A 24,936-nucleotide genomic window follows, 5' to 3' on the forward strand; every position below is an offset into this window, starting at 1 on the left:
TTGTTTTAATTTCTTTTTCTAGTTTGGATATATTCACATAATCGTTCGGCGAAAATATCAGCTTTTAGGTGAGCTTTCATTGTTCTTGATTGAATCTCGGAATTTTCCAGCATTTGGCTAATTTCCTCAAACAGAAAGCTTGTCAATCGCTCGTCCAGGTTTTTCAAAGCTTGGATATCAACATATACTTTAGCCTTTTCTTTGAGAGAGTCCTTTAAAATTACCAACATTTCCTGCTGGACATCAGTCCGCAAGTTTTTTAACTTTAATAACTTGGTTACCGAATCTTGCGCTCTCAATCCCAGGAATTCAGCAATTTCCTTCATTGCCAATTTTTGACATTGAGATAGCTCCAAAGCAGTTAAAAACATCGTGGCTTTATCGCCTTTTTTCCGTTCTAAATATCTAACTCGCGATTCTGTAACTTGAGCTAAAGCCTGTTGTAAGCTAAGTTGAAATTGATGGCGATAAAACTGTAAAAATTCGGTTTGTTCGTCGTTTTCTTCTAAACTATTATTAGTTTCAGTCGCCGGGATTTCTTCTATCAAAGAATTATACTTGCTTCCATACACAGCGTCTAGAGAACTTGTCTGTACAGAACCACCCCGAACATAAATTCGGTACTCGCGCAATTGAGCAGCCAGCTTTTGCAGTTTCTGACTCAAAACTTCAATCTCAAAAATTTGACCTGTATGCTTTTGAATATCTTGGGCAATATCTTGTAATTGTTGAGTATCAGGTGCAATACATTTACTCCTGAGACCTTTTCTCCGTTGTTGCAGTCTTTGCAAGCGGTAGATAGTATGATAGCTTTCTAAAATAGATTGCGCTTCTTTAATTGCTGCGTCGCTAAAACCACCCTGGCTAAAAATATGAAAATCTTTGAAAATGCGTTCTAATTGTTTAGGTTGAGTATCATTTAAAATCGCCCAATTACTAATTAAATAAACACCACATTCTAATAAAACTTTATTCAATTCAGGCTGTTGCTTTAATTTCATTATCGCCCAAGTAGTCAGACTACTTTGCTGCGGATCAAAACTCTGGAGAATTTTTTGCGAGAAGCATTGATATACACGGGCTGTTGATAATTTACCATCATCATCTAGGACATAAGGGAACAAATCGCTAGCAGTAAAATTATGCTTTTGACCAAATTTCCTTTCTAATTGCAGACATCCTTGCTCAAGAATCCAAGATAGAAAACACAGCAAACAACGTTCTGCTAGTAAAGCAGTCTCGCCAGAACTATGGCGATATAAATCTAGCAATTTACCCTGGATGTCTGCATCTGGTGTCAAACGCTCAAATACTTGTGAGTAAAACGACTTCGCCGCAGGTATCTGTTGAATTCTCCGGTTCCCTCCCGCATCAATCCTCACCAATTGCCAATATCTTGAAGCCTCGCTCATAAGTATTTGTATTTATTGGTCATTGTTAATTGTCACATTGCCGATGCTTTTCAACGCAAGTCCAACCATTTTTTGAGATTCCATACTGAGTCCCTAATTTAACAGTTATTGGGAAAGGCAGAGGGCAGGAGGCAGAAGGCAGAAGGCAGAAGGGAATTTTGCTTCCTGCCACGGCAGTTGCTCCTAACCCTGCGTACCTGTCCCCTCTGCCAGCAACCTTAGGGAACGAGGGTTTAAGACTTCCAACAGGAGGGGTGTTACTCCGACTCCGATCTGAATAAAACCTTCTGCCCTCTGCCTTCTGCCTTTTTAAACTTGAGCTTTCATTTTTTAGTACTTCTGAGAAAATCGACCTTATGCAATTTTGCGCCAACCTCTGCTGCTGAGAAATTGCATATCCTCCAAATCATCAGAAATACACATATCTGGCAAAATTAATTCCCAGTTCGCACTTATGAGACGTTTAATTTCCAGTCTGATTTTGGCAGGTTGTTTTTTCAGTGCTACCAGCTTTTCTCTGCTTCCTCAGCAACACCGTGAGTTCGCGCAGGCACAAACAGCAGATGAATTGTTTTATACATTTTACGGACAAAAAATTCCTTTGAATTTGCGCCGTGATACGGTGGCTGTGAGCTTTAAACCCAAGAATACACGCTCTCGCTCTATCCAACCTTTATACTTACAGTTGCAACAAGATTTACGACGTGGTGGCGGTAATACTCGTAGCATTGGTAGTAATCATCGCTCTGATGTAGATGTTAAACCTTTGGGAGAAAACATCGCTCTAGTTAACCTACCTTCTGGCACTCGTGCTTCCTTAAATACAGTTCAACAGCAGATTCAAAAACAGCCTTACGTGCAAGAAATATTACCTATCTTATCCCGTAAATCACAGTCAGCATCTCCAGAAACAAAATCTGAGCCAGTTATTGTACTACCCAACGAGATTGTCATTAGTTTTGAGGGCGAGATGTCCGAGAGCCAAAGGCAAATTATCCTACTGCGCCACAATTTAGAAGTACTTCGTCCCTTGAGATTTAGTAAAAACCGCTACTTAGTACGTTCTAAGTCAGTATCTGGGACTGAAATTTTACATGTGGCTAATCAACTAACTCAAGTACCAGGAGTGCAATCAGCAACACCGAATTTTATTCAAGCGACTTCCGATCATATGTCGCAATTGCTGGCAACAGCAGCCAATTTACCAGAAACTCCTCACGCCGCCGAACGCTTACAACAGCAGTTGGCACAGTTACCCCAACCAAAAGATACTCCGATTTCTTCCAACTTACTACCTTTGCAATGGCATTTAAATAGTACTCCTCGCCGGGGTCAGCTGTTAGCTCGGACTGATATTCGCGCTACGGAAGCCTGGCGCAACAGCAATGGCGGACGTGGGGTTGTCGTGGCGGTAATTGATAGCTTGATTCAATGGGATCATCCCGACTTGGTGAAGAAGACATACAAATCTGGCGATCGCTCTGATAAATTACCTGGTGAGGAATATGGCTGGGACTTTTCTAGCCCAGGTGAAGGTGACGCTGATACACGCTTGAGTTCCCAAGAAATGTCACAGATTCAAGCAGAATTTCAAGACACTTTTAAATTACCATCTGACCAATTATTAAAGAAATATCAACAACTGTCGGGCATCTTAAAACAGCGTTACCCTAAAGCTTCAGACAGTGAAATTGCTCATCGCATTCGCAATCTGATTCGTGCTGAAATTGGGAGTGAGTTTCACGGTACTTGGGCTGCGGGTGTGATTGCTGCTAATTCGGAAGATAAAGCAGGTATTCTGGGAGTTGCGCCTCATACCCAAATCCTGCCAATTAGGGTTTTTGGCTTACGTGGTGCGATTAATATGGCAAGTTTATCCGAAGCTATTGGTTATGCTGCCAGTAGAAATGTTGATGTGATCAATATGAGTTTGGGTGGTTTGCTTCCTGATGAGGGATTAACCGAGCAAATTTTTGATGTGTTGGATGCTCATCGTCATTTAGTAATAGTTGCTTCTGCTGGTAATGAAAATTTAGATGGGGTCGGATTCCCGGCTGGTATTCCTGGGGTTGTATCAGTAGGTGCTACAAATATGACGGGAAATCGCACCTTCTACAGCAGTTATGGGGGCGGATTAGATTTAGTCGCACCCGGCGGCGAAATCCAAAATAGTCTCAGTGGTGGAATTTTAACGACAGGTGGTACTTGGTTGGATGGTTTTTGGCAGGGAATGTCTGTACCAGATTACGCTTGGGGTTTAGCGTTAGACCCCTTAGGTAAGTATGTCCAGGTACAGGGGACTTCTTTTTCGGCTCCCATTGTTTCAGGAGTAGTGGCCCTGATGAAGGGAGAAGACCCAAAACGGCGTTTGAGCCGCCATGAAATTGTCTCAATTCTCAATCAGACTGCTACCTATGATGGACTCAATCTTTCTAAAGCGGATGCTAATCGCTATAGGTTGCAGAAGGAAGTGGGTTTTGGAACTGTTGTAGATGCTCCGGTTTCGCGACCTTCTGGTATTTTCCCTAAGGCGAAACCTGTTTCCGCCCAAGAGTATTTCTTCGGTCGTGGTTTAGTTAATGCTGATGCTGCGGTGCAGGCTGTGAAGAACAGGTAGAGGTAAGGGCGCTTATACTTGCGCCCCTATGAGATCAACAATCTCAATACCCACACATCATCTACTTGTTGCGATCGCCCATCTTCCTTAAAGGAAATGCTTGTTCTGACTTTGACCGTTATCTTTTTGGCGGAGCGATCGCTATTTCTGCCAAGAATATTAACCCAACGGTTCTCAATACTTGTCGGTTAAGGGCAAAAGGGGCAAGATAAAACCTTTAACCCAAACCCAGTCACCTTTTCCCCAAACCAAATTCCGAGTTAAAAATCCTTAACCGAGAAGTATTGGGGGGGTATGCAACTTGGCGAATAACTGAAAATTCGGAAGCTGCTATTCTTCCTATAAGTACGTCAGAATGCAACACTGTTGGCTGAAGTTGGAAAAACAGTCTGTGTGATTGGCTGATATTCCAAGCAGCTATGAACGTTCCATTTAAAGTTTCTGTAAACTTGCATACCCCCATACCGCCGAGAACTATATTGATTTGTAGCAAAAATCAGTATAAATCCTAATGACAAAGCATAAAAAACTTCCTGCGCTGGCTTCTCGCGCTGTTGCTTTATTTTTCGGACTGCTTTTATTATCCGAGTCAACAGCCGCTAGTTTGGGGAGTCATCAGGTAAAAATTGCCCAGCAACCAGCGTCTACGCCATCAGTTCCCTTGAATGCAGAACAACAAAAGTTATACCAACAGGGTGTAAAGCTGTTTCAAGAAGCACAGGAATTACAGAAGAAGGGAACTAAAGAAGGATATCAACAGGCAATAAATAAATATCAACAAGCGTTGAAAATAGTTGAAGAGATAGGGTTAAAAGCAGATCAAGCTTTAATAAACCAGTCTATTGGTTTTATTTACTTTACGCTTTCAGACAATTTCAATGCACTCAATTATTTAAGTAAATCTTTAGGGATTTGGCAAGAACTAAAGCAACCTATACGTCAAGGTGAATTACTCTCTATGATTGGGGATGTTTATGCCAGCACAGGTAATCCCAAAAAAGCAATTGAATATTTGAATCAAGCGAAGTCAATTTTTCTATCGAATAAGAAATTTGAAAATTTAGCTACAACTTTTTACTCAACAGCAGGTGCATATATAAGATTAGGAGATATGAAAAAAGCCATTGATTCTTTAAATGAAGGGCTAAAAATTTATCGTGATATATTAAAAGACCTGTCACAAGAAGCTAACACCCTTAATCACATTGCCTCGATGTATTCTCTTATAGGTGAAACGAAGCAAGCTTTAAAAGCTTATAATGAAGCTTTGGAAATTCAGCGTAAAAATAATGACTTATCTGCTCAAGCGATTACTTTGAGTCAAATTGCTCCTATTTATGCTAAGTTAGGGGAACGCCAAAAAGTTATTTCTTATATTAAAGAAATATCTAAATTACAACAAGAAATTAAAATAGGGTTTACTGATCAGGGCATTATTTATCGAAACATTGCCAATAGTTATTTTTTGCTTGGAGATTACCAAGATGCACTGAGTTTTTATACACAATCAAAAGATGCTTTTGAACAAGCAGGCAATTCTATTCTGAAATCACAAGTCATAGGATTAATTGTCAGTATTTATAAAAATTTCTTAGGTGATAATCAAAAAGCACTTGAATATATTGGTCAAGCGATTAAATTTCAGGAGGAAAATGGTTTTAAGGGAGACGAAGCTTCAAGCCTTAACCAACAAGCTGATATCTATGCTTTACAAGGAGACTATCAAAAAGCATTAGATTCTTACAATAAAGCCTTAGAAATTGAGCGTATAATAACAGATACCAATTCGCAAGCTCGAACTCTTGCCAACATAGCAAGACTATATAGTTTACTAGGTGACTACAATTCAAGTATCAATGCTTATAATCAGTCACTTGATATATACAAAAAATTACAACACATACCTAACCAAGCTGGGATTCTTCTTAATATTGGTAATCTTGAATTTGTATATGGTAATTTTGAACAAGCTTTGATAGCTTATGACCAGGCATTATCATTACATCGAAAGCAGCAAGATTATATATCAGAAGTTCTTGCACTTTGGGGTATAGCAAAAACCTACCGTGACAAGAATGATTACATTAAAGCTTTTGAGGCAGTTAAACATGCATTAGCATTATCACAAAAGCATAACTATTCATTTCTAGAAATAGCTTCCAATGGAATGATTGGTAGTATATACCTTACAAAAAGTGATTATAAAAATGCTTTAGATACATATAAAAAAACTTTAGTAAGCTTTCGTAAAATTGGCTCACTAAATAAAGAAGCTGAAACATTAAACTCAATAAGTATTGTTTATGAGTTTCAAACAGAACATCAACAAGCCATAAATACACTCAATGAAGAAATAAAATTACGACGAACTTTAAAAGATGATACGGGTGAAGCTCAAGCACTTTACCTAATCGCCATCAATCAACGCAAACTAGGAAATCTCAACGCCGCACTTCCCAACATCGAAGCAGCAATTAAAATCATCGAAAATATCCGCAGCAACGTCAAAAACTCAGATTTGCGTACTTCCTACTTCGCCACAGTCCAAAGTTACTATAAATTCAAAATCGACCTATTGATGGAACTGCACAAACAAGACCCATCAAAAGGATACAATGCCCAAGCACTGGAAACAAGCGATCGCTCTCGCGCTAGAGGATTGGTAGAACTGTTAACCGAAGCCCGCGCCAATATCCGCAAAGGTGCAAACCCCGAACTCTTAGCCGAAGAACGCCGTATACAAGCTTTAATTGATGGTAAGGAGAAAGTCAGGTTTGAAATAGTTAACAGCGATAAAATTAAAAACCCCATTTTTAAAGCCAACGCCGAAAAGTTACAAACAGAAATTGATCAACTCCTCAGCCAACAAAAGCAACTAGAAACCGAAATTCGTCAAACTAGCTCAAAATACGCTAACCTCAAGTATCCCCAACCCCTGAATTTACCGCAAATTCAGCAACAACTTGATAAAGATACGCTGTTATTACAATATTCCTTAGGTTCCGAACGCAGTTTTCTGTGGGTGGTTTCTCCCAATTCTCTCGACACTTACGAACTTCCCAAAAAAGCCGAGATAGACAAAAGCGCTATCAATTTATTTTGCCTGATTAGCCGAAATAGTTCTAAACCGCCTTCTCTTACCCATCAAGACAATCCCTGTAAAAACATCAAAAATCAACGCATTGATGTCGCTGCAAAGGAACTGAGTCAACTGATTCTCTCACCCGCGAAAGATAAATTAGCTACAAAACGCTTAGTCATTGTTGCTGATGGTGCATTGCAATATATTCCCTTTGCGGCGTTAGCTGATGTCAATTCTCAACCGAATTCTACACCACAGGAAGAGAAAGAAAAACCCAAAGATGTTGTTTGTTCTACTGCCGGTGGTATTCGTGTTTGTTCGCCAGTACAGCCGCAGAGTTTGAATTACCAGCCTTTATTAGTTAACCACGAAATTGTTAGCTTACCTTCTGCAAGTGCGATCGCAATTCAACGCCAAGAACTCGCCACACGTCCACCCGCACCCAAAGCCTTAGCTATCCTCGCAGACCCAGTATACAACGCTACTGATACGCGAGTTACGAACGCCCAAAATAAACAACTCCAAAAGCAAGATTACCTCAACCTAGAGCTAGAACAGTCTGCCCTCAAGCGTTCTGCTGATATTCTCAATCGCCAAGGTTGGACGCGACTTTCAGGTACACGCACAGAAGCAGAGACAATTTTTAACCTAGTACCGAAATCTCAAGGCGTGCAACTCTTAGATTTTGCCGCAAATTACACCCAAGCTACTAGCAGTAATCTCAATCAATTCCGGATTTTACACTTTGCTACCCACGGCTTTGTGAATGATGCTAACCCAGAGTTATCAGGTCTTGTGCTGTCTCTGGTAAACGAACAAGGTAAAGACATTCGTGGATATCTGCGGTTAGCAGATTTATTTAACCTCGATTATCCAGCTGATTTAATTGTTTTCAGCGCTTGCGAAACCGGATTAGGTAAAGAAATTCAAGGCGAAGGCTTGGTAGGCTTGACAAGAGGATTAATGTATGCAGGGGCAGAAAGATTAGTTGTGTCCTTATGGCAAGTTGATGACAAAGGGACATCTGAGTTTATGCAAGAATTTTATCAGCAAATGTGGCAGCAAAATAAATCGCCAAATCAGGCGTTACGGGCGGCGCAGTTAAAAATGTGGCAACAGGAGAAATGGCGTAATCCCAATTACTGGGCGGCTTTCACCTTTTTGGGCGAATGGAGATAATTGGTCATTGGACGAAACCCAACACCTCAAAACTTGTGGATGTTGGGTTTCAGGTTCTCAAACTGCGATCGCTTTCTCATTTCCCAGATTGGAGAGCGATTTTTTTCGGGGGAGATGGGACTGGCAATGCGGTAAGATGACCCAATGAGCGATTCTGACCAACTTGTTATCTACCAGCTTCATATTTTTATCTTGGGCATCAGCCCCATGATTTGGCGTAGAGTCAAAATCCGCAGCGACAGCACAATCGCCGATTTACACTACATCATCCAGATAGCAATGGGATGGACAGATTCCCACTTACATCGTTTCATAATCAGTGTTTGTCAATATTCACAGCATAGGTGTTGGAAACACTGTGGCGATCGCACTGTGAAAACTCAAGCCAACAAAAACACTTTAACAATTATTGGATTTCCAAACATTCATATCATTTAACGCTTGTGGAAAATTTTCCTTAAGCGTGTAATGTATACGAAAATATCTTGCCAAAACGTTTATCCAAAAAATTATTGATAACTGGCGCTGAAACTCAATCGTCAATATTTTTGGGTGTAAAGATTGTGAGCTAGGCTGGAAGTCTTGGAAAATCGAGGTTAATGTCACCTTCCCAATGTGAAAGTCGTGGGTTCGAGTCCCATCAGTTGCTTCTCTTATTTAGCTTTATTGAAGAGATTTGGGCTTGTTCTCATAGTAAAGCAATTCATACATTCTTCCATGTATTCGCGCTATATTCAATCTGTACACCAAGCAATTGTCAAGTCAGGTGTGAAATTTATCCCGAATAATTGGTCACACAAAATTTCAACCACCTTTAACCCGTAAAGGTAATCGAGGACGGGTTAAACGACGAGTTGGTAATAACTTGTTATTGCGTTTTCAAAATTACAAACGGGATGTTTTACGGTTTCTCACAGAACCGGATGTTCCATTTACTAATAACCAAGCTGAACGTGACTTGCGAAGATGAAATGTAAGCAGAAAATTTCGGGTGGTTTTCGCTCATTCGATTTTGCGGTTTCATTCGCCAACATCCGTTCTTTTCTTTCCACTGCATCTAAGCGTGGTCTTAATCTCTTGGAAGTGATTACTGACGCATTACAAGGCAATCTCTCTGTTTTCTTTTCTTCCAATCCCACTACCTAAGCAGTTACGATTTGGTGGTTTTCTCCCTCATAGAGACGCACTCGCGTTCAATTAGTGGCGGGTCTGAATCCCCCACTAATTGATTCTGGCTTCTGGATTCTTCTTCAAATTCAGTTTGGTTTATAACGTCCACACAAGTATTTTCGCTTGGCAAGCGTTCCGTTCGGTTTACTCTGCCATTACCCAAATATCCCATTTATTATAAAAATCTCCACGCTGTTCCAACGTAAAGCCACCGAGCAACAATCCCAACCATACTTCTACTAAAGGCATTTTCAAAGCACGTTGCAGCTGAGGAAGCGAAATTTCATCTTGAATATTTCCAAGGTAATAAGCGATCGCACTTTGCCACTTCTGGACATCTTCATCACCCGCCAGCTTGTGAACATCTTCTACAGTCCTGACTTCCTCCAACATTTCTAAAACTTTCTCTTTCTCCACAGGTGCTACCACTGAATCACCTTGAGAACTAGTATTTGAAAACTGATGCGGGCCATGTGGTCTGAAAGTCTGCGGTATTGGAGATTCAATCAAATCATCCAAATCCAGTTGCATTGTCGTTCGCACCAACCCAGCAAAGATATCAGTGCTGACAATCGGCCCGTCTGGACTATTGCGCTCGCGCACATCTTGCAACAGCATTACCGCACGAGATTTAAGAATATCTGCAATTTGATTAAACGCAACAGCAGCAGTTTCTAACTGTGCTTCCACAGATAAATCTTGGAGTTCTGTATCCAAACAATCCCACACCGGAGCAAGTGAAGAGTTTGGTGGAGCAACTGATATCTCATCCAGCACATCCCAAATCGTTAATTGTCGATATGCAGTCATCTTTACGACTCCGGATGTAGCGGACAGGGGCGCACTGGACAGTGATCTGGACTAATCTCAAACATATCCTTATATTGATACAGCGAGACACCATATTCTTTGGCAAAAGCCTGCAACACCTTATCTGTATAAGCTCGTATCTTGCCAGCCGTTAGCCCAAAACAGTGAATTGATTCCAAGCGACAAATCGGTTGTTGCCCCAACCACAGTTCAGCACCCAATGAATGTAATGGCTTATCTCCCGGTTCCTTGTATAAGTACAGCACAGCAAAATACGTTGCTGGTGGTTCGACCGCTATCGAATCAATCCCCGAATTATCTTTAGTTCGGCTGCGGTAAAATGAGCGGCGATTATGGCAGACCTTTGGATTCCAGCATCCATCCCCTTGGGTTCCATGTAACACCTTTGCTTTAGCAGTTGGTAACTTGGCACATAACTGACATTTAGGATTTAACGGTTTGGGCATCTCCTACTCCACTTCCTCTTCGCCGATAGCTCGATAGTAAGCAGAGATTGCGGCTTCTTGTTCACTACGAAGCGTATACCGTCGAAATGCTTTCTCGCTAGTATGTCCTGTGAGTTTCCGGGCATGAGTCGGGTCTACACCTAGTAACAACAAATCAGTAGCATAAGTATGACGGAATTGATGAGGATGCAAGTCTTCAATGCTTGCTAATTCCCCAATTTTCTCCACAGCAAAGTAAATACCGTGATAAGAAAGGCGTTCTCCAAGATATGATGGATGGTGCGAAATCATCAGTGGACTGAGGCTAGTTAAAACTTCCCCCTGCGCCTCTCGCCATTGCAAATACTCTACCAGTACCTCTCTACTTTCTTTTCTTAAAGGTACCAAGCGAGGTTGGGCGGTCTTTGTGTCAGGTAAAAACAGCAACTTACCATCAAATGACCCGACATTTAAATTCACCACTTCCCCAGCGCGGAGTCCATGACTGAGAATATGAACCAGTGCAGTATCCCGAACCTTTGTTTCGCCTAAATATTCCAAAGCTGACCACACTGATTCCATCTGTTCTGCTGTTAAACTTTGAGCAGGTGGCAGAGGTACTTTTTCCAACTTTACCCCCTGTGTGGGATTTGTAGTCATCATCTCTGGGTAGGTGAGACTCAACCACTTGAAGAAACTCTTGATAGCTGCCAATCCAGCATTAATACTGCTTTTGGAAAGTGGTTTACCTGCGTCTGTAAACACTTCTTCCATCAAATACTGTTTATACAGCCCTATGTGACGCGATCGCATCTCATGATAGTGCAACTGCGTCCATCCCAAAAACCTTTTGAGTTCGCGTTCATATAGCTTGCGGCTGTTGGGCGCAAGATTGTTACTGCGTAAAAATTCCAATACTTTCACCCACCTAATATCAGTTGGTGGGGTTTTTAAAGTAGTCCTTTTACTACCTCCTGCCTCTCTATTAACTCTGGCATCTTCAATCGGAATTAATTTAATCGGTGGTAAAGATTCTGCGCTCTCTATCATTTTTTATTCAATTAATTAAAAGAATAGTGTTAGTTGTTAACTCTGAATAATGTTGTAACTTGACTGAAAATAATGCTCTCTATAAATTAGCTTTACTCAATGCTCTATTGCAACAACAATTAATTAAATCTCAATTTACTACTCAATCAAGTATGCAATCAATACTTACGGATATTGTTGTTGGCTCATTAATACTTGCCTTTGCAGCACACGATTGGGAATATTGAACTGAAGTAATTTTGCAGTAGCTTTTCCAATCTGAGTTCTTCCCTCAATTCTCGCTTTATCAAAATAGAAATGTTCATCCCAAGTTTGACGACGTGGGTTAAATAATGGGACAATTTCTCCTGTAGCTACATCGATAGTAGCGAAATCAGAACCTTTATGACGATTGCATGATAGGCATGAAAGCGCTAAATTTTCAGCCGCAGTTTCTCCTCCATGTTTCACAGCAATAATATGATCTACTTCATGAGTATAAATTGAATAATCCTGATGAATTAAACAATATTCACAGCGTCCTGAAGCTCTACTTATGACCAGCTTCCTAAGTTCTGTAGAAATTGAATTAGATGTCATCTTATTTGATTACTTTTCCCTAGCTCGCGCCTTGAGTAAAATCATCAGATGTTCTAATTGCTCGTAAACATCTAATTCTGCTATTTCTATTGGAGTGAGTGAACCAGAACGGTTCTTTTCTAATAATACTTGCAGCCGCATTTGTGCATGGGGCGAAACTTTAAACTCAACAATTTCTTCTGGCGTTGGACGCTTAATTAAGAAATCCAGCACTTCCAGATAAACTTTGGCAATTTCTACAGTTCCTATATTAACTTTTGACTGCTCAGTTGTTTGTTTGGGATCGCTATCCAACAATCGCCAAAGCAATTCAGGTAAACGACTTTGCAAAGGTTCTAAACGCCTGACTAGTTCATCTGGTATTTCAATGGTGAGTTTTGCCACGCTGGAAACCATAATGTGAGATGTTTGCTCACATTATGGTTTAGATTACGTTGTAATACAAGACTACAACACAAAATAAGTAACTCTTATCTTTTGTACGACAAAAACTCCGATTAATACTTGATTTTTTTGATGTATGTGACTGTAACCATAAGTTTTGTGACTGTAACCATAAGTTTGCCGGAGCGGCAGGTTTATGGTTTCAAACCCCGGAGCAGGTAAGGATGGAAAATTAGTTCTCATTTATGGGTGGCAGGAAATCAGAGGGCGTATTGGCAGCCAAATCATCGACATCATCAAACCACATACACTGCCAGACAAGCTTGTTGCTTTGATGAGAGTGCATAGGAGTAATCAAAAGCTGTCGCCAAAAATCAACGCTGTGAGTTTGTTCATTGGCTAGTTGGTTGAGTTTCTGGCTACCTAACCACAGATGACAGATTGAGCAATACCCTGGACGAGAATACCTGGATAATGGTGGAAATTTTTCGTGACAGTGAGGGCATTCCTCAATCAAGGGCTGATGGTCATGCTCAGGGCATTCCTCAATTGTGTTAACTAACCATAACAGTGGATTGTAGATGACTCGATTGTTGACAAACCAGTGGTCATAACATACGGGACACCAAGCTTGATGCAAACGCAAAATGCTAAACTCGAAAAAAATGCTGGCCCATTTTAATGGCCATAAACAAGATAAATCTTGACGCCAGGTCAATTCTTTTAGAGCTTGAATTAGAGTGGTAGCAATGTCAATTCTTTTTTCGTTGGTAGAGGTGAAAAAATCTTGATCTCTAAATAAATGATTAATGATGTTTATAGAACTAACACTGCTTCTTTTATGCCTCATCAATGGAATAACTTTTGATAAAACTAGTTCTCCGGTAGTTATCGTGTGACAGTCGGCAAGGCGAGCAATATATCCACTCAAGCTTTCGACATAGAGCGTACCGACACCGATTGGTTCGAGTGGGAATAATTGAGAGCGTTCTGGAATTGTTGGTTTTTCTAGAGCCCAAAACTCATCTTCGGTATAATAATTAACTGACATCAAGATTAATTCCTACGGTATCTCTTTTAGCCTGACGTTTTCCCACACGACCTTTCGCTTGAGATGGTTGCTTCACATCTTCATTGGTCAAACTAAGTGCTACGGGAGCAACATCGTTGCGCCATCGCTTCTCTCCAGCTTGTGCTTCCTGTTCTATTTGCTGCCGCCGTGCTTTTGAGTATTCATTTTGTTGAATATACTTTATGTTGAGGGTTGTTGCATTCTCTGCCAAAGCATTTCGTAAAGCTTTTGTTAACCAAGTTTTAAGAAGACCAACACTACCAGATGAATAATCCAACAGATATTCATATTGTTCTACCAAGCAGGGCTCTTCAAGCAAAGGTAAATGCGCCTGAAATGTTCTGATAATCCGCATAAACTCAGCTATATCTTCTTTGTTATCTGTTGAGTAACGAGGTAAATGTATATCATCGCTGCGTCGGCTAACTTGACCACTGAGGTGACAACAGTTAAGTAAATCATAAGTACCAAATAAAATATGTACAACACCAGTGATGTTGGCAAGAGATTTTATCCAATTCATCTGATGTAACATTTGCTTTCCCCCAGCAACCATCAGCAAATGTTGGGCTTCGTCTATCATCAATGCTGTTAATTTATGGTGCCGCATAGATTTTTCTAAAGCACGACGCACCGTATCGGAACTTTTAGAAGCAAAGTATGTAGTAGAAAGAAACCCTGAATAATTTTGATAATTTAATGAACTATTTGTAGCAATTGAATCAAAAGAAATTTTTTCTAAACATTCTAAAACGCGGAGGTAGTAATCTTTATAATTAAATTTTCCTCCTTCATTAGCAATTGCCTCAATACCTGCAACTGGAATTTGATAAATATGATTTTTCATAGATGCTAATGCACCTTCCATCAACAGTTTTTCAGCCCTTAGTCGTAAAGTGGTCTTACCTACTCCTGCTGGGCCAACAACAAAGAAAACACAAATATCTGTTGGTTGTTGAAGGTTGAGCAATAAAGTCTCTAAAGCTTGTTTTAATCGTAAGTGTCCAATTGTAATTCCTTGAAAATAGTTCAACCGTTCGGTTAATGATTGTTTCAGGAGTTCTTGTGGAAATGGACGGTTATGTTTTACTGCCATAACTCCTCTTGAGAGTAAGCTTGAATTTTTCCTAATTCTATTGCTGAAGTATTTAATTGATGTGTTTGTGATACTTCTTCTGTACTAATAGCTTCATCACTATCAACTGGACACTGAGTAAGAGTAGAGGATGTTTGTTTCCTACCATTTTTATATATTAAGTCTCGCAAATCAGTTGCAGCTAAATCATGAAGTCTTTGTGTCTGTAAAACTTCTTGAGCTTCTGCTGATTCTAAATACTGTGCAAGTTCTTTAGCTCTAATTGCTATTTTTTGATTATACTGATTTTTTTGCTGTCGTAATTCAATACTTATCAGTCGAATTTCTTTTTCAGAATGACCTTGTAAGGATGAATAATATTCAGATATACAGCGTACCCAATTACCTTTGACATACGCATAAGCAGTTCCTACATCAAATGGATCATATCTAACTTGTACTTGAGTACTTTCAACTTCAGGGTTAAGAAATGAATCATCAATTGACCAATAATAGATATAATTAATTTTTATCCCGAGTCTTGGTATTACTTTTGCACTTCCCTTTGCAGTTGAGGGCAAAGTAAAAATTTTAAAGTTTTCATCATCTAAAATTTTTTGTCCATAGCGCATCCCACTCTGATTCACACCTTTTGTAAATGCAGCATTGGGAGACATTCCCAGTGCCGGATGCTCTCTACTGTCATAAATTACATAAGCATATTTACAAAAATATTCATATAATTCTGGCAATGTCCAGACAGCTTGTACTTTTGGGTTATTTGTTTTATTTACCAAGCGTACTTGTTTAGTAATTTGAGTATTGCCTTTAAGGTTGTAAAAAAATTCTGTGTTACTTGTGCCGAAAAATCTTTCAATGAGTGAACCAAATCTAGGACTAGCAGATGGTCTTTGTTTTTTTGTGCAACTAAAGGCAGCTAGAAGTGTTTCAAAGTAAATACTGCCAAACTCTACACCATTATCCATTACTAATGTTTCTGGAAAGCGGCCAAATCTCTGCACACAAATTCGCAATACCATCATGCAGGAACGATACGATGGCGGGTCAAATGTTAAATAGATTGCGAAAATACGACGTGAGAAAGCATCAATGAGAATAGTTGCCCAAGGTCGGCCTAAAGGGCGCCCAGTGCGCGAACAAACTAACTCGATATCTAATTCTGTATGATCAATGTGGCAGATTTCAAATGGCCGACTCCCGTGAATAGGGGTGGAGAGCGTTAATTCGTGATAAAAAGGACTCTTTTGGTAAGCGGCTCTTGACCCTTGCCTATGGCGAGTTTGTCCTACTTTCTCTCGTTGATTAATGCGTTTACAGAAAGTGATCCGGCTAGGGCAAGGGTCTGTTTTTCCAGCTTTTTCCCATTCTCTAACCAGAATACCGTAAGTTGCTAGTTTTCCTCGCTGTTTGAGGTTCTCATAGTGCTGTTCAATAATTTGGTCAATAAACTCCCAAGTATCGGGTGAAAAGCGATCTACCCTGTTCCCTTTCTTGCCACGATTGGGTAGTAAGCCAATATAGCCCCAGCCATAATTATTCAGAGCCTGATGATATTTGGATTTCCAGCTACGAACTGTCCGCTCAGGTACAGAACTATTAATTGGCGGACTGCCATGTAAATATGGTTCAATAACTTTATAGCGGTAATTAGCTACTGCTAAATCCTCAGAACTAGCGCATTTGATCTGTTCCCAAATGTCTGTTGTTTTTGCAGATAATGGTTGAATATGAATGATTTCTTTTTGTGCAATTAGTGCATCAAAGTTTGCATGAGTTAACCCAATCAGTTCATTTTCGCTTTGAAGCGCAATCTTTGTGTCTCCGATTTGAATTACACACCAACTTTTACCATCCCAAACCAGCGTTGAACCAATTGCCACATCAATTCGTTGTCCACTGGCGATACGAGCAGAAGTCTTTTGAGCAATGATTAGATCATAAGTTGATGCCATTTCTTGGCTACTGAAAAGATGAACTTTTTCTGGCTCATTCAAAGCTACTGCTTTCAGGTCTACATATATTTGCTTTGTTCCAATCAAGGCATAGATATCATCTGCCCAATCGGTATTTGTTGATTCTAGTAGTTCTTTGAGGGTTACTCCAGGATTGGCATTAATACACTCAACAACTGTTTTTCTTACCTCTTTTTTAACTGTATTTTCTTGGTTGAAATAACCTTGAAGAAACTGATAGTTCTGGTAAGCAATCCAGTTGATTTCAAGATCTGTACGTAAATAATAGTACAGTCCCATTGCTTGAACTTTCATTTCTGCTGGTGGCGCGTGCCAACGACCTTCTTCGCTTTGCTGATAGCGTGTAGGTTGTTTTCTGGCTAGTATTTTGAGCCGCTCACTAGCTTTCCATTCTTCAAATCCCGCACTATTACGCCTCATTACCCAAAAATCCGGAGTATGAGATGTCACCACACAACGTCCGCTCAGGGAATGAAAAGATAAACTTAGACGAATTGGCTGGTCATAGTACTCTAATACATCTTCATCATTTTCGTACTCTACGATCGCCGGCAGTTCTACTTTATGAGATTCAAACTGAATCGTTTTCCCCATTTTGCGACTTGGATAACTGCCGCAAACATTTTTCGCTCCGCCACCTACCTTCCTCACAGGTTCTGAATTCCGGATTTTTTGCACTAGCTCTTTTGTCGTCTCTGGTAAACAAAGGCGGCGACACCAGTCTTCAAACTCTCGGTCGCTGAGCATAGGAAATACCGTAACTTTCGGCAGGTTTATGCTTGATTTTTATACTTTCGGCAAGCTTATCATTTCAAAACTCAACTTTTTCTATTTGGCTACTAAACGTAATAATCTACTTTTGGGCTATGTCTGCGGCAAGGTTATGGTTTCAAAAACGGCAAACTTTTGCTTACAGTGACAAAAATACAGTTTTGTCAGGAATATGGCATTAATATTTCCCCTACAGAATGGCCTTGTCACCATCTACCAGATGCAATTTTGGGCGACCGGGGGGAACTTGCAGGAATGGCAGTAGAGACATTAATTCCGAATCTGAATGTCCGGATTGAAAATGCTGCGCCTTACCGTGCAGATTGGAAGGGTTTAGTAGAGAGATACTTCCGTACCATTCATGGTCATGTCAAACCATTTTTACCTGGTTATATAGACACAGATTTTAGACAAAGAGGTGGGCGAGACTATCGTCTTGATAGCAGGGTTGACATAGACCAGTTTACTGAAATTATTATTCATTTAATTCGCTATCACAATAATCATCACTACTTGAGCAGTTATGATAGGGAAGAAATGATGATTACTGATAATGTCAATCCCATACCTATAGAATTATGGAATTGGGGCATAGAAAATCGTTCTGGTAGACTCAGGACTTTTCCTGAAGATATCGTCAAGCTAAATTTGATGCCAAGTAATAAAGCGACCATCACCGCTCGCGGTATCAAATTTAAGGGAATGTACTACAGTTGTGATAAAGCATTAAAAGAGTTCTGGTTTGAGAAAGCTAGAAGTAATTTGCTTTCTAAGTCAGAGAAATTATTAGATATTTCTTATGACTATCGCCAACCAAATTTTATCTATGTTCGTTCTCCTGATGGTAGAGATTTTGAGAAGTGCTTTCTTTTAGAGCCATCAGAACGTTATTCTCAAAAAAATATACATGACATTGAATATTTGCAGGCTTATGAAAAGTGGCTTTATCAGAAAAGTCAAAGCAATGAACTTCAAGCTGGTGTTGACTTAATTTCTGACATTGAAAGTGTAGTCAACAGAGCTAATGTTTTAGCCTCCGTAACTGTTGATGAGCACCTAAGCAATACTCAAAAAGTTTCTGGTATTAAAGAAAACAGAGCTTCCGAGAAGGCTAAACGACGCGACGACGAAGGGTTCGAGTTAGCTAAGACAGAAACTTCTATTCTGACAACAGTTCTACCGACTACAAATTCTGACTCTCCAGAAAATAAATCATTACAACCTGACCATTTGGAACTTCTAAAGAAGAAACGTCAGGAGCGCTTTAATGAACATAGAGAATGAGTGGTCATGGGTGAAAATTCCCAACGGTGAATGGGCTGCTGTTGCTAAATACAGAGACCACTTGTTACCTGAATATAATACAAATCCAATAATTCGCTCTCTTCCTCCTATCCTGTCTCGAGACAAATTTGTTGAGTATGTGACACGACTACCTGCGTGCAAATCTTCAGAAAGAGAACTAGAGCCGCAGTACAGATTTCATTGTATTGAACGGTTATCGAGATATTTTGACCCACTGAATAAAACAGTCGATTTACAGCGAGTAGTTTGCGTATTAATTATGCAAGGTTATCTGAGGCGAAATCCTTTGCAACCAGAATATGCATTGCGTAGCGGTCAAATTTATCAGGCGGTGCTTTCTGGGGGAGGTTTTAACTTAGAGGAATATGTAGATGTTCCCACCTCGGCATCTGGGTTGACAATTATTGGTCCGTCCGGAATAGGTAAGACAACCAATCTCTTAAATATCCTTTCTTTATATCCCCAAGTGATTGTTCATCCGGCTCACAGTGTTTACCAAATTGTTTGGTTGAAAGTTGACTGTCCCCATGCAGGTTCTTTGAAAGGTTTGTGTATCGACTTCTTCAGAGCAGTTGACAAATTGCTCGGCACTAATAACTTCCAAAAATTTGGGGTAAAACGCAACTCCGAAGATTATATGCTGGCTCAAGTTGCCCAAATTGCCCACACCCAACATTTAGGAGTTTTAGTTATCGATGAAATGCAAAATTTAGCGGCAGCCAGAAGAAATAGTGACGAAATGTTGAATTTTTTGGTGAAAATGGACAACATTATTGGAGTTCCAGTAATTCGCGTTGGTACAAATGAAGCTTTCCCAATTCTTCAAGGTAATTTTAGAAATGCTAGAAGAGGTGTGGGAGAAGGAGGAGTAATTTGGGACAGGATGGAAAACAATCGGGAATGGAACTTTTTTATCGAAGGAATGTGGGAATTTCAGTGGACAAAACAATATATCCCATTAACTACAAATATTAGCTCGGCTCTATATTATGAAAGTCAAGGGATTATTGATATCGTGATTAAACTCTATAAAATGGTGCAATGGAGAGCTATTGCTTTAGGAACGGAAGTAATTACTGTTGACTTGATTCACGCTTGTGCTGCTGACGGACTGCATCTAGTTAAACCAATGTTAGATGCTATTAGGTCAGGAGATGAAAAGTGGATGATGAAATACAAAGATATTGCTCCTTTAGACGTGAATTTATACCGCAATAAGTGCTTGAATTCCCTAGAAGAAAGAGATTTAGAGGCAGTGAGAAGATTAGCACGCTCATCACAGAGGATGGGGAATATATCAGCAACGCTACGCTATGTGATTATTGAACTGATTAACTTAGATGTGCTGCCTATTACTGCCAAGAGTTGTGCCGAAAAAATTGTCGCTTTTCATGGGGAAGATGCAGATAAAAAAATGTTGATTAAAGAGGCTTATAAACTAGCTTTACAATGCGATAATCTTTCAACAGAGCCAGGGGAGCATCGGGAAATTAAAAGAAAACTTCAACCGAAATATCAAGAGAATGATATTCGAGCTATTGTTAAAAATGCCAAGAAAAATCAAACTCCAGCTTGTGAGGAATTAAAAGCTTTGGGGATTATTAAAGACCCACTCACAGACTTTTTTACTAGTGGGTAGTATATGCTCAGTTTTTTCCCTACGCCTTACCCAGATGAGATTTTATATAGTGTGTTTGCACGTTATCATGCTCGAAGTGGTAATACAAAGCCTGATGAAACGTTGCAAGAATTATTCAATTCTCGGAATACTATAGTTAGGGCTGACTTACCTTACAACTTGGCTTTTTTAATTAAAAATCTCCCACTGCTATCTCCACATACAACAGAAAGTCTCATTCAAAAACATACACTTTATCCCATGTATGCAGTCTTTATGCCTGACAGAAAGTCAGCTATTTTGAAGTACATGAAAGGAGAGTTTGGGACACATATTTATCGGGGAATTGGCAGTTTGCTTCATCTGCCCAAATATTTTAGGTTTTGTCCAAAATGTCTTTTTGAAAATTTGCATACATTTGGACAAGCATATTGGCATCGACTTCACCAAACACCTGGTGTTCTTGTCTGCACTATTCATGATGTTGTCTTAAGCGACAGCATTGTACCTATTTGGAGTAATAATTGGCATCAAGTTGGTCTTGCAAGTTTGGAGAACTGTCCCATATCGAATGTAGCCAGAAATTACAGTGACTCCACTAAGGAGTTGTTACGCCTAATTGCATCTGATATTGAATGGTTAATGACCTGTGATTTCAAATCGCTTCCTTCTAAGGAATTAGATTGGTTTCATATCCAATATATAGTTTTATTGATGAAGAGGAATTTAGCGACTCTAGACCGTCAGGTATATGAGCCAGGTTTACGACAGAAGTTTTTGTCTTTTTATGGAAGTGAGTTTCTTGAGGCTCTTGGGATAAACTTCGGTTACAATAACATAAATTTATTTAACATTCTCCGATTGAATAGAGAAGTTTTTGACCCAGTAATGCATCTGTTGATGATGAGATTTTTGAAGAATTCACCCTCAACATTTTTTGCTCGTAAATCTAAATATAAGCCTTTTGGTAAAGGGCCTTGGCTTTGTCTAAATCCCGCTTGCGAAAACTATCTCCATTTTGTGGTTACAAAGTTAGTGATGCTTTTCAACCGTGAAGTATATTCGACATATTCTTATATAAAAAATCCTCAAGGGACTTTTGAGTGTGATTGCGGTTTTAAATATAGTAAAAGTGGTGTGAATTTGAATAAACTTGATAAGTTTCGATTTGAAAGAATCGTGACTTTTGGTCACTTGTGGGAACAAAAGTATTTGGAATTAAATGTTGTTGATAGACAACATTTTCAGCAAACTGCTCAAAGCCTCAGTTTCAATTATGGCAATAATCCGCTGAATATGTTGCGTAAGCTAGAAGCGTTGTGGAAATCTTTGAATGATAGTGTAGGCGCAGACTGCGGTTAATCAGTCCCTAATTGTTGAACTTTTTTATTCAAAAAATCGACCTGCACTCTTCTACATTGGTAAACTTAACTTACCCGTGGACAATAATTGTTCAACTTTATTTTTTCGGCATCTGTAATGGATCACCAAAAATTAAGGGTTGTAGCTCCTGAAATTGTTGAACTTTATTATTCTTCTACATTTGACTCGCCTCTTGTTCTAGCTTTTTATCTAAAATATAGTAGCTAGAACAAAGTGCTAATTATGCCTCAAAAGATATGTGGACTCGGCTTTGATTGTGCTTCAATGATGTTGCAGCCAGGCATCGACCCAGGAGAATGCCTAAATTATAAAACCTGTGGAGCAGTCACCAAGCTGACTCCAGATGAAGAAATCGAACTAATTCGCGTGCGGCAGATTGCGGCTCAAGAAAGGCAACAAGAGTGGGAACGCATCCAGGAAACCTTTAGAACTACGCGCCGCGAAGCGGCAGTGATGATGCTGATGTCGAGAGGATGCCCACAAAGTGCTGAATTACTGGGTCTTACTGCACAAATGGCAGCGATCGCCGCATCTGTTGCACAATTGCATCAAAATTTAAATAATCTAGAAGGATGCTACATTGCTCCCCCTGGCTGTGAAGTACATCATTATAATGTGAAGCGCCCAAGTGGAGTTTACGGATACAATAAACTCACAGCGGATGAGCCAATATTTGAACCGTCCGCAAAACAGCAGAAAGTGAGAGTTATTCATTTAAGCCATGATGACGATCCGCGCAACACCGAAGCAAGACTGGGTATTGCGCGCCGAAATCAGTTAAGTTGTGTACGTACGCTCCTGGTAAAGGCTGTGGAATTGCTACAAGAAGCAGCCAATACTCTTAGTGAACAGTCTTCTGATGAAGAGCGCTCAGTTTGAGGTGTCTTCTTTTTATTTGGCAAACGCTAATACCCGTAACCTAAGTTATGTAATGTAATGTAATGTAATGAGTAGATACTGTAAAATGTTAGTTTTCGTATCAAATGGTATATGAAGCTATCACCTCGCTTTGAGTGGGGACTGCATTGTATTATTAAGAGGCAGTACTCATTGAGAGTCAAGTATGATTGATTTACTCAAGGAAGATTTAAAGCACTCTGAAGAATATAAAGATTGCATTATCAAAGTGTGGCATGATAATCGCCGCAAATGCTACCTTGCCGAACTATATGTGCCGGGGCAACAAGCAGCTGCGCGCCCCGATCTCTTGGTACTTGTACAACGCCACCCTTATCCTGATATCCCAACAGCGATCACCACAATGAAAGAGCAAGTTGACAAACACTACACAGGCGAAAAAATTTGGTGGGATCAGATGACATGACTAAATCTAAGGGGATGAACCCTGAAACATTACAGCTATTGCGTCAAGAATTTAAAAATAATTGGTTGAGGTTTTTTGAGGTAATTTCAATTGAGCCTGGATATTTCCAAAACTTTGAAGAGGTAGTCTTTGCTGTGGAGCAAGAAAGTAGTATACCATATAGGGACTTAGCATATTATGAAAAGAACTTTCTTCGTGGTTGGGATGAAATTTATGGCAAAGCTTGTACTGAGGCTGACCGACGAAAACATGGGGCAACTCCTAACTTAAACTGGTTTGAGCAGTAGTAGATATACTCATGTATGAGTTAGCAAACCTGATAGAAGTAAGGCTTTGGGAACTAGAGAAAAATCTAGAATTAACTAATGAAGATATATTTGAAATTATCTGTCAAGAATACCAGTTAAATGCTGATTCTATAGAGACAAAACTAAGTTGTAAATGTCCATTTGTATTAACTGGCTTATTGAAAGAATTGGAGAATTCAGAAATAAGTAAATATTTGAATTAGTGAGGAATATAAAAGATATAAATCTCCTTAAAATCAACACTTTAATCTGGCTTTATAACTTGTCAGATAGCAACAATTAGTAAACAAAAATAAATGAACAATACACTGCCTAAATATCAAATAAAAGGCAGGAAAATTAAAAATGAATATTAACAGTGAAAATCATGCCGGGTTTAAAAATTGGTCAAAGCTGGTTGAATCTTGGCCATGTATTTCTCCAATAATTTCGATTGATATTGATCGAGAGCGTAATTGCGTGTGGTTTAATGTAGGTGGTGAAAATCTTCCTCTTGTTCGGTACAATATTTTTTCTAACATGGGTGGTTGGGAAAGTGGCCATCAGGCGAATGCTGCTGCCAATCTATCAGCTTTTTCACTAGAAGAGGCAACATATTTATATAAGCAACTGATTAATGGCAAGATGGATAATGAAGTCAAGTCAATTTTGACTCTTGTTGCACTTGCTAAAAAATGTGAAAACAGTTCTCATAATAGAATAGTATACCAGAAATAGGGCAGTTTTTTGGCAATAAAGTTTACTGGTGTGTTGCTGTGGATATTAGGTTTTATATTCTATTCTTGTTGAAGATTTTATGTGGTTTTATTATTTATATATAAAAACGCTTTTAACAGATATTTTGATATCTTTAAGTAATATTGATGCAGAGGAATATTATCAAATATGAAAGATGCCTTAATGGAAAAACTGTTTAATCAAGCAGTAGATCCAATCTTCCAAGCCAACAATTTAACTAAATATTCAGCACTCAAACAAAGAGAAGATGAATTTAAATTGTTGTTTAATATTGAATTAGCAGAATATATTGACTCAAAGAGAGGATTTAACTTCTCTCTATTTATCCGTGACTTTTTGGGTGAAGATAGCTTGCCATATAAAGATGCTGTTACTAAAAAATATGGAGAGCGAGCAGCAGCTTTAATTGGGGAATTAATTTGTATTTGAAAGCTAAAGCTATGAACAAAAGTAGGCAATCGCATATATGGCTTACTCAACAGTTATTATGGATGTCCTGACAAAAGGGATGTACTCATAGATAATCTTTCAAACGGGATAGGAAACTTTGTCTTTCACCAATGTCATAGCCATAATGCCCCAGAAACATGCTCCGCGCTCAGGCTCAACATACTATTGC

At 39.4% G+C, this 24,936-nt stretch carries 22 protein-coding genes and 1 tRNA gene; 14 read left to right on the forward strand and 9 right to left on the reverse strand.

Annotation, left to right across the window (positions count from 1 at the left end; all coding sequences use genetic code 11):
- Positions 1 to 5 precede the first annotated feature (5 nt).
- Positions 6 to 1,412, reverse strand: a complete 1,407-nt coding sequence (locus HGR01_RS38895; RefSeq protein WP_045874808.1) for a hypothetical protein — start codon at positions 1,410 to 1,412, stop codon at positions 6 to 8.
- Between the two features lie 454 nt (positions 1,413 to 1,866).
- Between HGR01_RS38895 and HGR01_RS38900 the strand changes: the two genes are divergently transcribed.
- From HGR01_RS38900 to HGR01_RS38925, 6 genes are all read left to right on the forward strand, one after another.
- Positions 1,867 to 4,029, forward strand: a complete 2,163-nt coding sequence (locus HGR01_RS38900) for a S8 family peptidase (RefSeq protein ID WP_045874809.1) — start codon at positions 1,867 to 1,869, stop codon at positions 4,027 to 4,029.
- A 68-nt stretch (positions 4,030 to 4,097) separates the two neighbouring features.
- Positions 4,098 to 4,241, forward strand: a complete 144-nt coding sequence (locus HGR01_RS38905; protein ID WP_210403152.1) for a hypothetical protein — start codon at positions 4,098 to 4,100, stop codon at positions 4,239 to 4,241.
- A 299-nt stretch (positions 4,242 to 4,540) separates the two neighbouring features.
- On the forward strand, positions 4,541 to 8,290 hold the full coding sequence (locus tag HGR01_RS38910; protein WP_045874810.1) for a CHAT domain-containing tetratricopeptide repeat protein: 3,750 nt from the start codon (positions 4,541 to 4,543) through the stop codon (positions 8,288 to 8,290).
- Positions 8,291 to 8,434: 144 nt separating this feature from the next.
- Positions 8,435 to 8,728: a plasmid pRiA4b ORF-3 family protein gene (locus tag HGR01_RS38915; protein ID WP_045874811.1), complete on the forward strand. Its 294-nt coding sequence runs from the start codon at positions 8,435 to 8,437 to the stop codon at positions 8,726 to 8,728.
- 119 nt (positions 8,729 to 8,847) lie between these two features.
- Positions 8,848 to 8,936 (forward strand) — tRNA-OTHER (locus tag HGR01_RS38920).
- A gap of 225 nt (positions 8,937 to 9,161) precedes the next feature.
- Complete coding sequence (locus HGR01_RS38925; RefSeq protein WP_235623149.1) at positions 9,162 to 9,260, forward strand: IS66 family transposase; 99 nt, start codon at positions 9,162 to 9,164, stop codon at positions 9,258 to 9,260.
- Positions 9,261 to 9,604: 344 nt separating this feature from the next.
- Here HGR01_RS38925 and HGR01_RS38930 read toward each other — a convergent pair whose 3' ends face one another.
- The 8 genes from HGR01_RS38930 to HGR01_RS38965 form a co-directional block, all read right to left on the reverse strand.
- Positions 9,605 to 10,270: a hypothetical protein gene (locus HGR01_RS38930; protein ID WP_045874812.1), complete on the reverse strand. Its 666-nt coding sequence runs from the start codon at positions 10,268 to 10,270 to the stop codon at positions 9,605 to 9,607.
- Between the two features lie 2 nt (positions 10,271 to 10,272).
- Positions 10,273 to 10,737 carry a hypothetical protein gene (locus HGR01_RS38935; RefSeq protein WP_045874813.1) on the reverse strand — a complete coding sequence of 155 codons (465 nt, stop codon included), beginning with the start codon at positions 10,735 to 10,737 and terminating at the stop codon, positions 10,273 to 10,275.
- Between the two features lie 3 nt (positions 10,738 to 10,740).
- Positions 10,741 to 11,766 carry a tyrosine-type recombinase/integrase gene (locus tag HGR01_RS38940; protein ID WP_045874814.1) on the reverse strand — a complete coding sequence of 342 codons (1,026 nt, stop codon included), beginning with the start codon at positions 11,764 to 11,766 and terminating at the stop codon, positions 10,741 to 10,743.
- Between the two features lie 165 nt (positions 11,767 to 11,931).
- A complete protein-coding gene (locus HGR01_RS38945) occupies positions 11,932 to 12,345 on the reverse strand; it encodes an HNH endonuclease (protein ID WP_045874815.1) in 414 nt (137 codons plus the stop codon).
- A 9-nt stretch (positions 12,346 to 12,354) separates the two neighbouring features.
- A complete protein-coding gene (locus HGR01_RS38950) occupies positions 12,355 to 12,741 on the reverse strand; it encodes a hypothetical protein (RefSeq protein WP_228045762.1) in 387 nt (128 codons plus the stop codon).
- A gap of 220 nt (positions 12,742 to 12,961) precedes the next feature.
- Positions 12,962 to 13,780, reverse strand: coding sequence for a TniQ family protein (locus tag HGR01_RS38955; RefSeq protein WP_052335223.1), 819 nt, complete (start codon positions 13,778 to 13,780; stop codon positions 12,962 to 12,964).
- Complete coding sequence (locus HGR01_RS38960) at positions 13,770 to 14,897, reverse strand: AAA family ATPase (protein ID WP_045871116.1); 1,128 nt, start codon at positions 14,895 to 14,897, stop codon at positions 13,770 to 13,772. The genes HGR01_RS38955 and HGR01_RS38960 overlap by 11 nt, the downstream gene beginning before the upstream one ends.
- Positions 14,888 to 17,617 carry a TnsA endonuclease N-terminal domain-containing protein gene (locus tag HGR01_RS38965; RefSeq protein ID WP_045871115.1) on the reverse strand — a complete coding sequence of 910 codons (2,730 nt, stop codon included), beginning with the start codon at positions 17,615 to 17,617 and terminating at the stop codon, positions 14,888 to 14,890. Before HGR01_RS38965 ends, HGR01_RS38960 begins: the two co-directional genes overlap by 10 nt.
- Before the next feature lie 168 nt (positions 17,618 to 17,785).
- On the opposite strand from HGR01_RS38965, the gene HGR01_RS38970 reads away from it, so the two are divergent.
- From HGR01_RS38970 to HGR01_RS39005, 8 genes are all read left to right on the forward strand, one after another.
- Positions 17,786 to 18,925: a Mu transposase C-terminal domain-containing protein gene (locus HGR01_RS38970; RefSeq protein WP_264267793.1), complete on the forward strand. Its 1,140-nt coding sequence runs from the start codon at positions 17,786 to 17,788 to the stop codon at positions 18,923 to 18,925.
- A complete protein-coding gene (locus HGR01_RS38975; RefSeq protein ID WP_045874312.1) occupies positions 18,909 to 20,585 on the forward strand; it encodes an ATP-binding protein in 1,677 nt (558 codons plus the stop codon). The genes HGR01_RS38970 and HGR01_RS38975 overlap by 17 nt, the downstream gene beginning before the upstream one ends.
- A 3-nt stretch (positions 20,586 to 20,588) precedes the next feature.
- Positions 20,589 to 21,926 (forward strand): TnsD family Tn7-like transposition protein, encoded by a 1,338-nt coding sequence (locus tag HGR01_RS38980; RefSeq protein ID WP_052335437.1) that lies wholly within the window; start codon positions 20,589 to 20,591, stop codon positions 21,924 to 21,926.
- Positions 21,927 to 22,169: 243 nt separating this feature from the next.
- A complete protein-coding gene (locus HGR01_RS38985; protein WP_045874311.1) occupies positions 22,170 to 22,826 on the forward strand; it encodes a hypothetical protein in 657 nt (218 codons plus the stop codon).
- A 184-nt stretch (positions 22,827 to 23,010) separates the two neighbouring features.
- Complete coding sequence (locus tag HGR01_RS38990) at positions 23,011 to 23,271, forward strand: hypothetical protein (RefSeq protein WP_045874310.1); 261 nt, start codon at positions 23,011 to 23,013, stop codon at positions 23,269 to 23,271.
- Positions 23,268 to 23,558, forward strand: a complete 291-nt coding sequence (locus tag HGR01_RS38995; protein ID WP_228045558.1) for a hypothetical protein — start codon at positions 23,268 to 23,270, stop codon at positions 23,556 to 23,558. Before HGR01_RS38990 ends, HGR01_RS38995 begins: the two co-directional genes overlap by 4 nt.
- Before the next feature lie 366 nt (positions 23,559 to 23,924).
- Positions 23,925 to 24,296 (forward strand): hypothetical protein, encoded by a 372-nt coding sequence (locus tag HGR01_RS39000; protein ID WP_045874308.1) that lies wholly within the window; start codon positions 23,925 to 23,927, stop codon positions 24,294 to 24,296.
- Between the two features lie 168 nt (positions 24,297 to 24,464).
- Entirely contained in the window at positions 24,465 to 24,746 is a 282-nt protein-coding gene (locus HGR01_RS39005) for a hypothetical protein (protein WP_045874307.1), read from the forward strand.
- Positions 24,747 to 24,936: the final 190 nt, after the last annotated feature.

The sequence above is a fragment of the Tolypothrix sp. PCC 7712 genome, from assembly GCF_025860405.1.
Taxonomy (GTDB): Bacteria; Cyanobacteriota; Cyanobacteriia; order Cyanobacteriales; family Nostocaceae; genus Aulosira; species Aulosira diplosiphon.

Coding starts and splice junctions, on each gene's coding strand:
- HGR01_RS38965 (WP_045871115.1), bottom strand. CDS start 17,617: ATGCTCAGCGACCGAGAGTTTGAAGACTGGTGTCGCCGCCTTTGTTTA.
- HGR01_RS38900 (WP_045874809.1), top strand. CDS start 1,867: ATGAGACGTTTAATTTCCAGTCTGATTTTGGCAGGTTGTTTTTTCAGT.
- HGR01_RS38990 (WP_045874310.1), top strand. CDS start 23,011: ATGATTGATTTACTCAAGGAAGATTTAAAGCACTCTGAAGAATATAAA.
- HGR01_RS38955 (WP_052335223.1), bottom strand. CDS start 13,780: ATGTCAGTTAATTATTATACCGAAGATGAGTTTTGGGCTCTAGAAAAA.
- HGR01_RS39005 (WP_045874307.1), top strand. CDS start 24,465: ATGAAAGATGCCTTAATGGAAAAACTGTTTAATCAAGCAGTAGATCCA.
- HGR01_RS38945 (WP_045874815.1), bottom strand. CDS start 12,345: ATGACATCTAATTCAATTTCTACAGAACTTAGGAAGCTGGTCATAAGT.
- HGR01_RS38940 (WP_045874814.1), bottom strand. CDS start 11,766: ATGATAGAGAGCGCAGAATCTTTACCACCGATTAAATTAATTCCGATT.
- HGR01_RS38985 (WP_045874311.1), top strand. CDS start 22,170: ATGCCTCAAAAGATATGTGGACTCGGCTTTGATTGTGCTTCAATGATG.
- HGR01_RS38950 (WP_228045762.1), bottom strand. CDS start 12,741: ATGGTTTCCAGCGTGGCAAAACTCACCATTGAAATACCAGATGAACTA.
- HGR01_RS38935 (WP_045874813.1), bottom strand. CDS start 10,737: ATGCCCAAACCGTTAAATCCTAAATGTCAGTTATGTGCCAAGTTACCA.
- HGR01_RS38975 (WP_045874312.1), top strand. CDS start 18,909: ATGAACATAGAGAATGAGTGGTCATGGGTGAAAATTCCCAACGGTGAA.
- HGR01_RS38895 (WP_045874808.1), bottom strand. CDS start 1,412: ATGAGCGAGGCTTCAAGATATTGGCAATTGGTGAGGATTGATGCGGGA.
- HGR01_RS38960 (WP_045871116.1), bottom strand. CDS start 14,897: ATGGCAGTAAAACATAACCGTCCATTTCCACAAGAACTCCTGAAACAA.
- HGR01_RS38915 (WP_045874811.1), top strand. CDS start 8,435: ATGAGCGATTCTGACCAACTTGTTATCTACCAGCTTCATATTTTTATC.
- HGR01_RS38930 (WP_045874812.1), bottom strand. CDS start 10,270: ATGACTGCATATCGACAATTAACGATTTGGGATGTGCTGGATGAGATA.
- HGR01_RS39000 (WP_045874308.1), top strand. CDS start 23,925: ATGAATATTAACAGTGAAAATCATGCCGGGTTTAAAAATTGGTCAAAG.
- HGR01_RS38910 (WP_045874810.1), top strand. CDS start 4,541: ATGACAAAGCATAAAAAACTTCCTGCGCTGGCTTCTCGCGCTGTTGCT.
- HGR01_RS38980 (WP_052335437.1), top strand. CDS start 20,589: ATGCTCAGTTTTTTCCCTACGCCTTACCCAGATGAGATTTTATATAGT.
- HGR01_RS38995 (WP_228045558.1), top strand. CDS start 23,268: ATGACTAAATCTAAGGGGATGAACCCTGAAACATTACAGCTATTGCGT.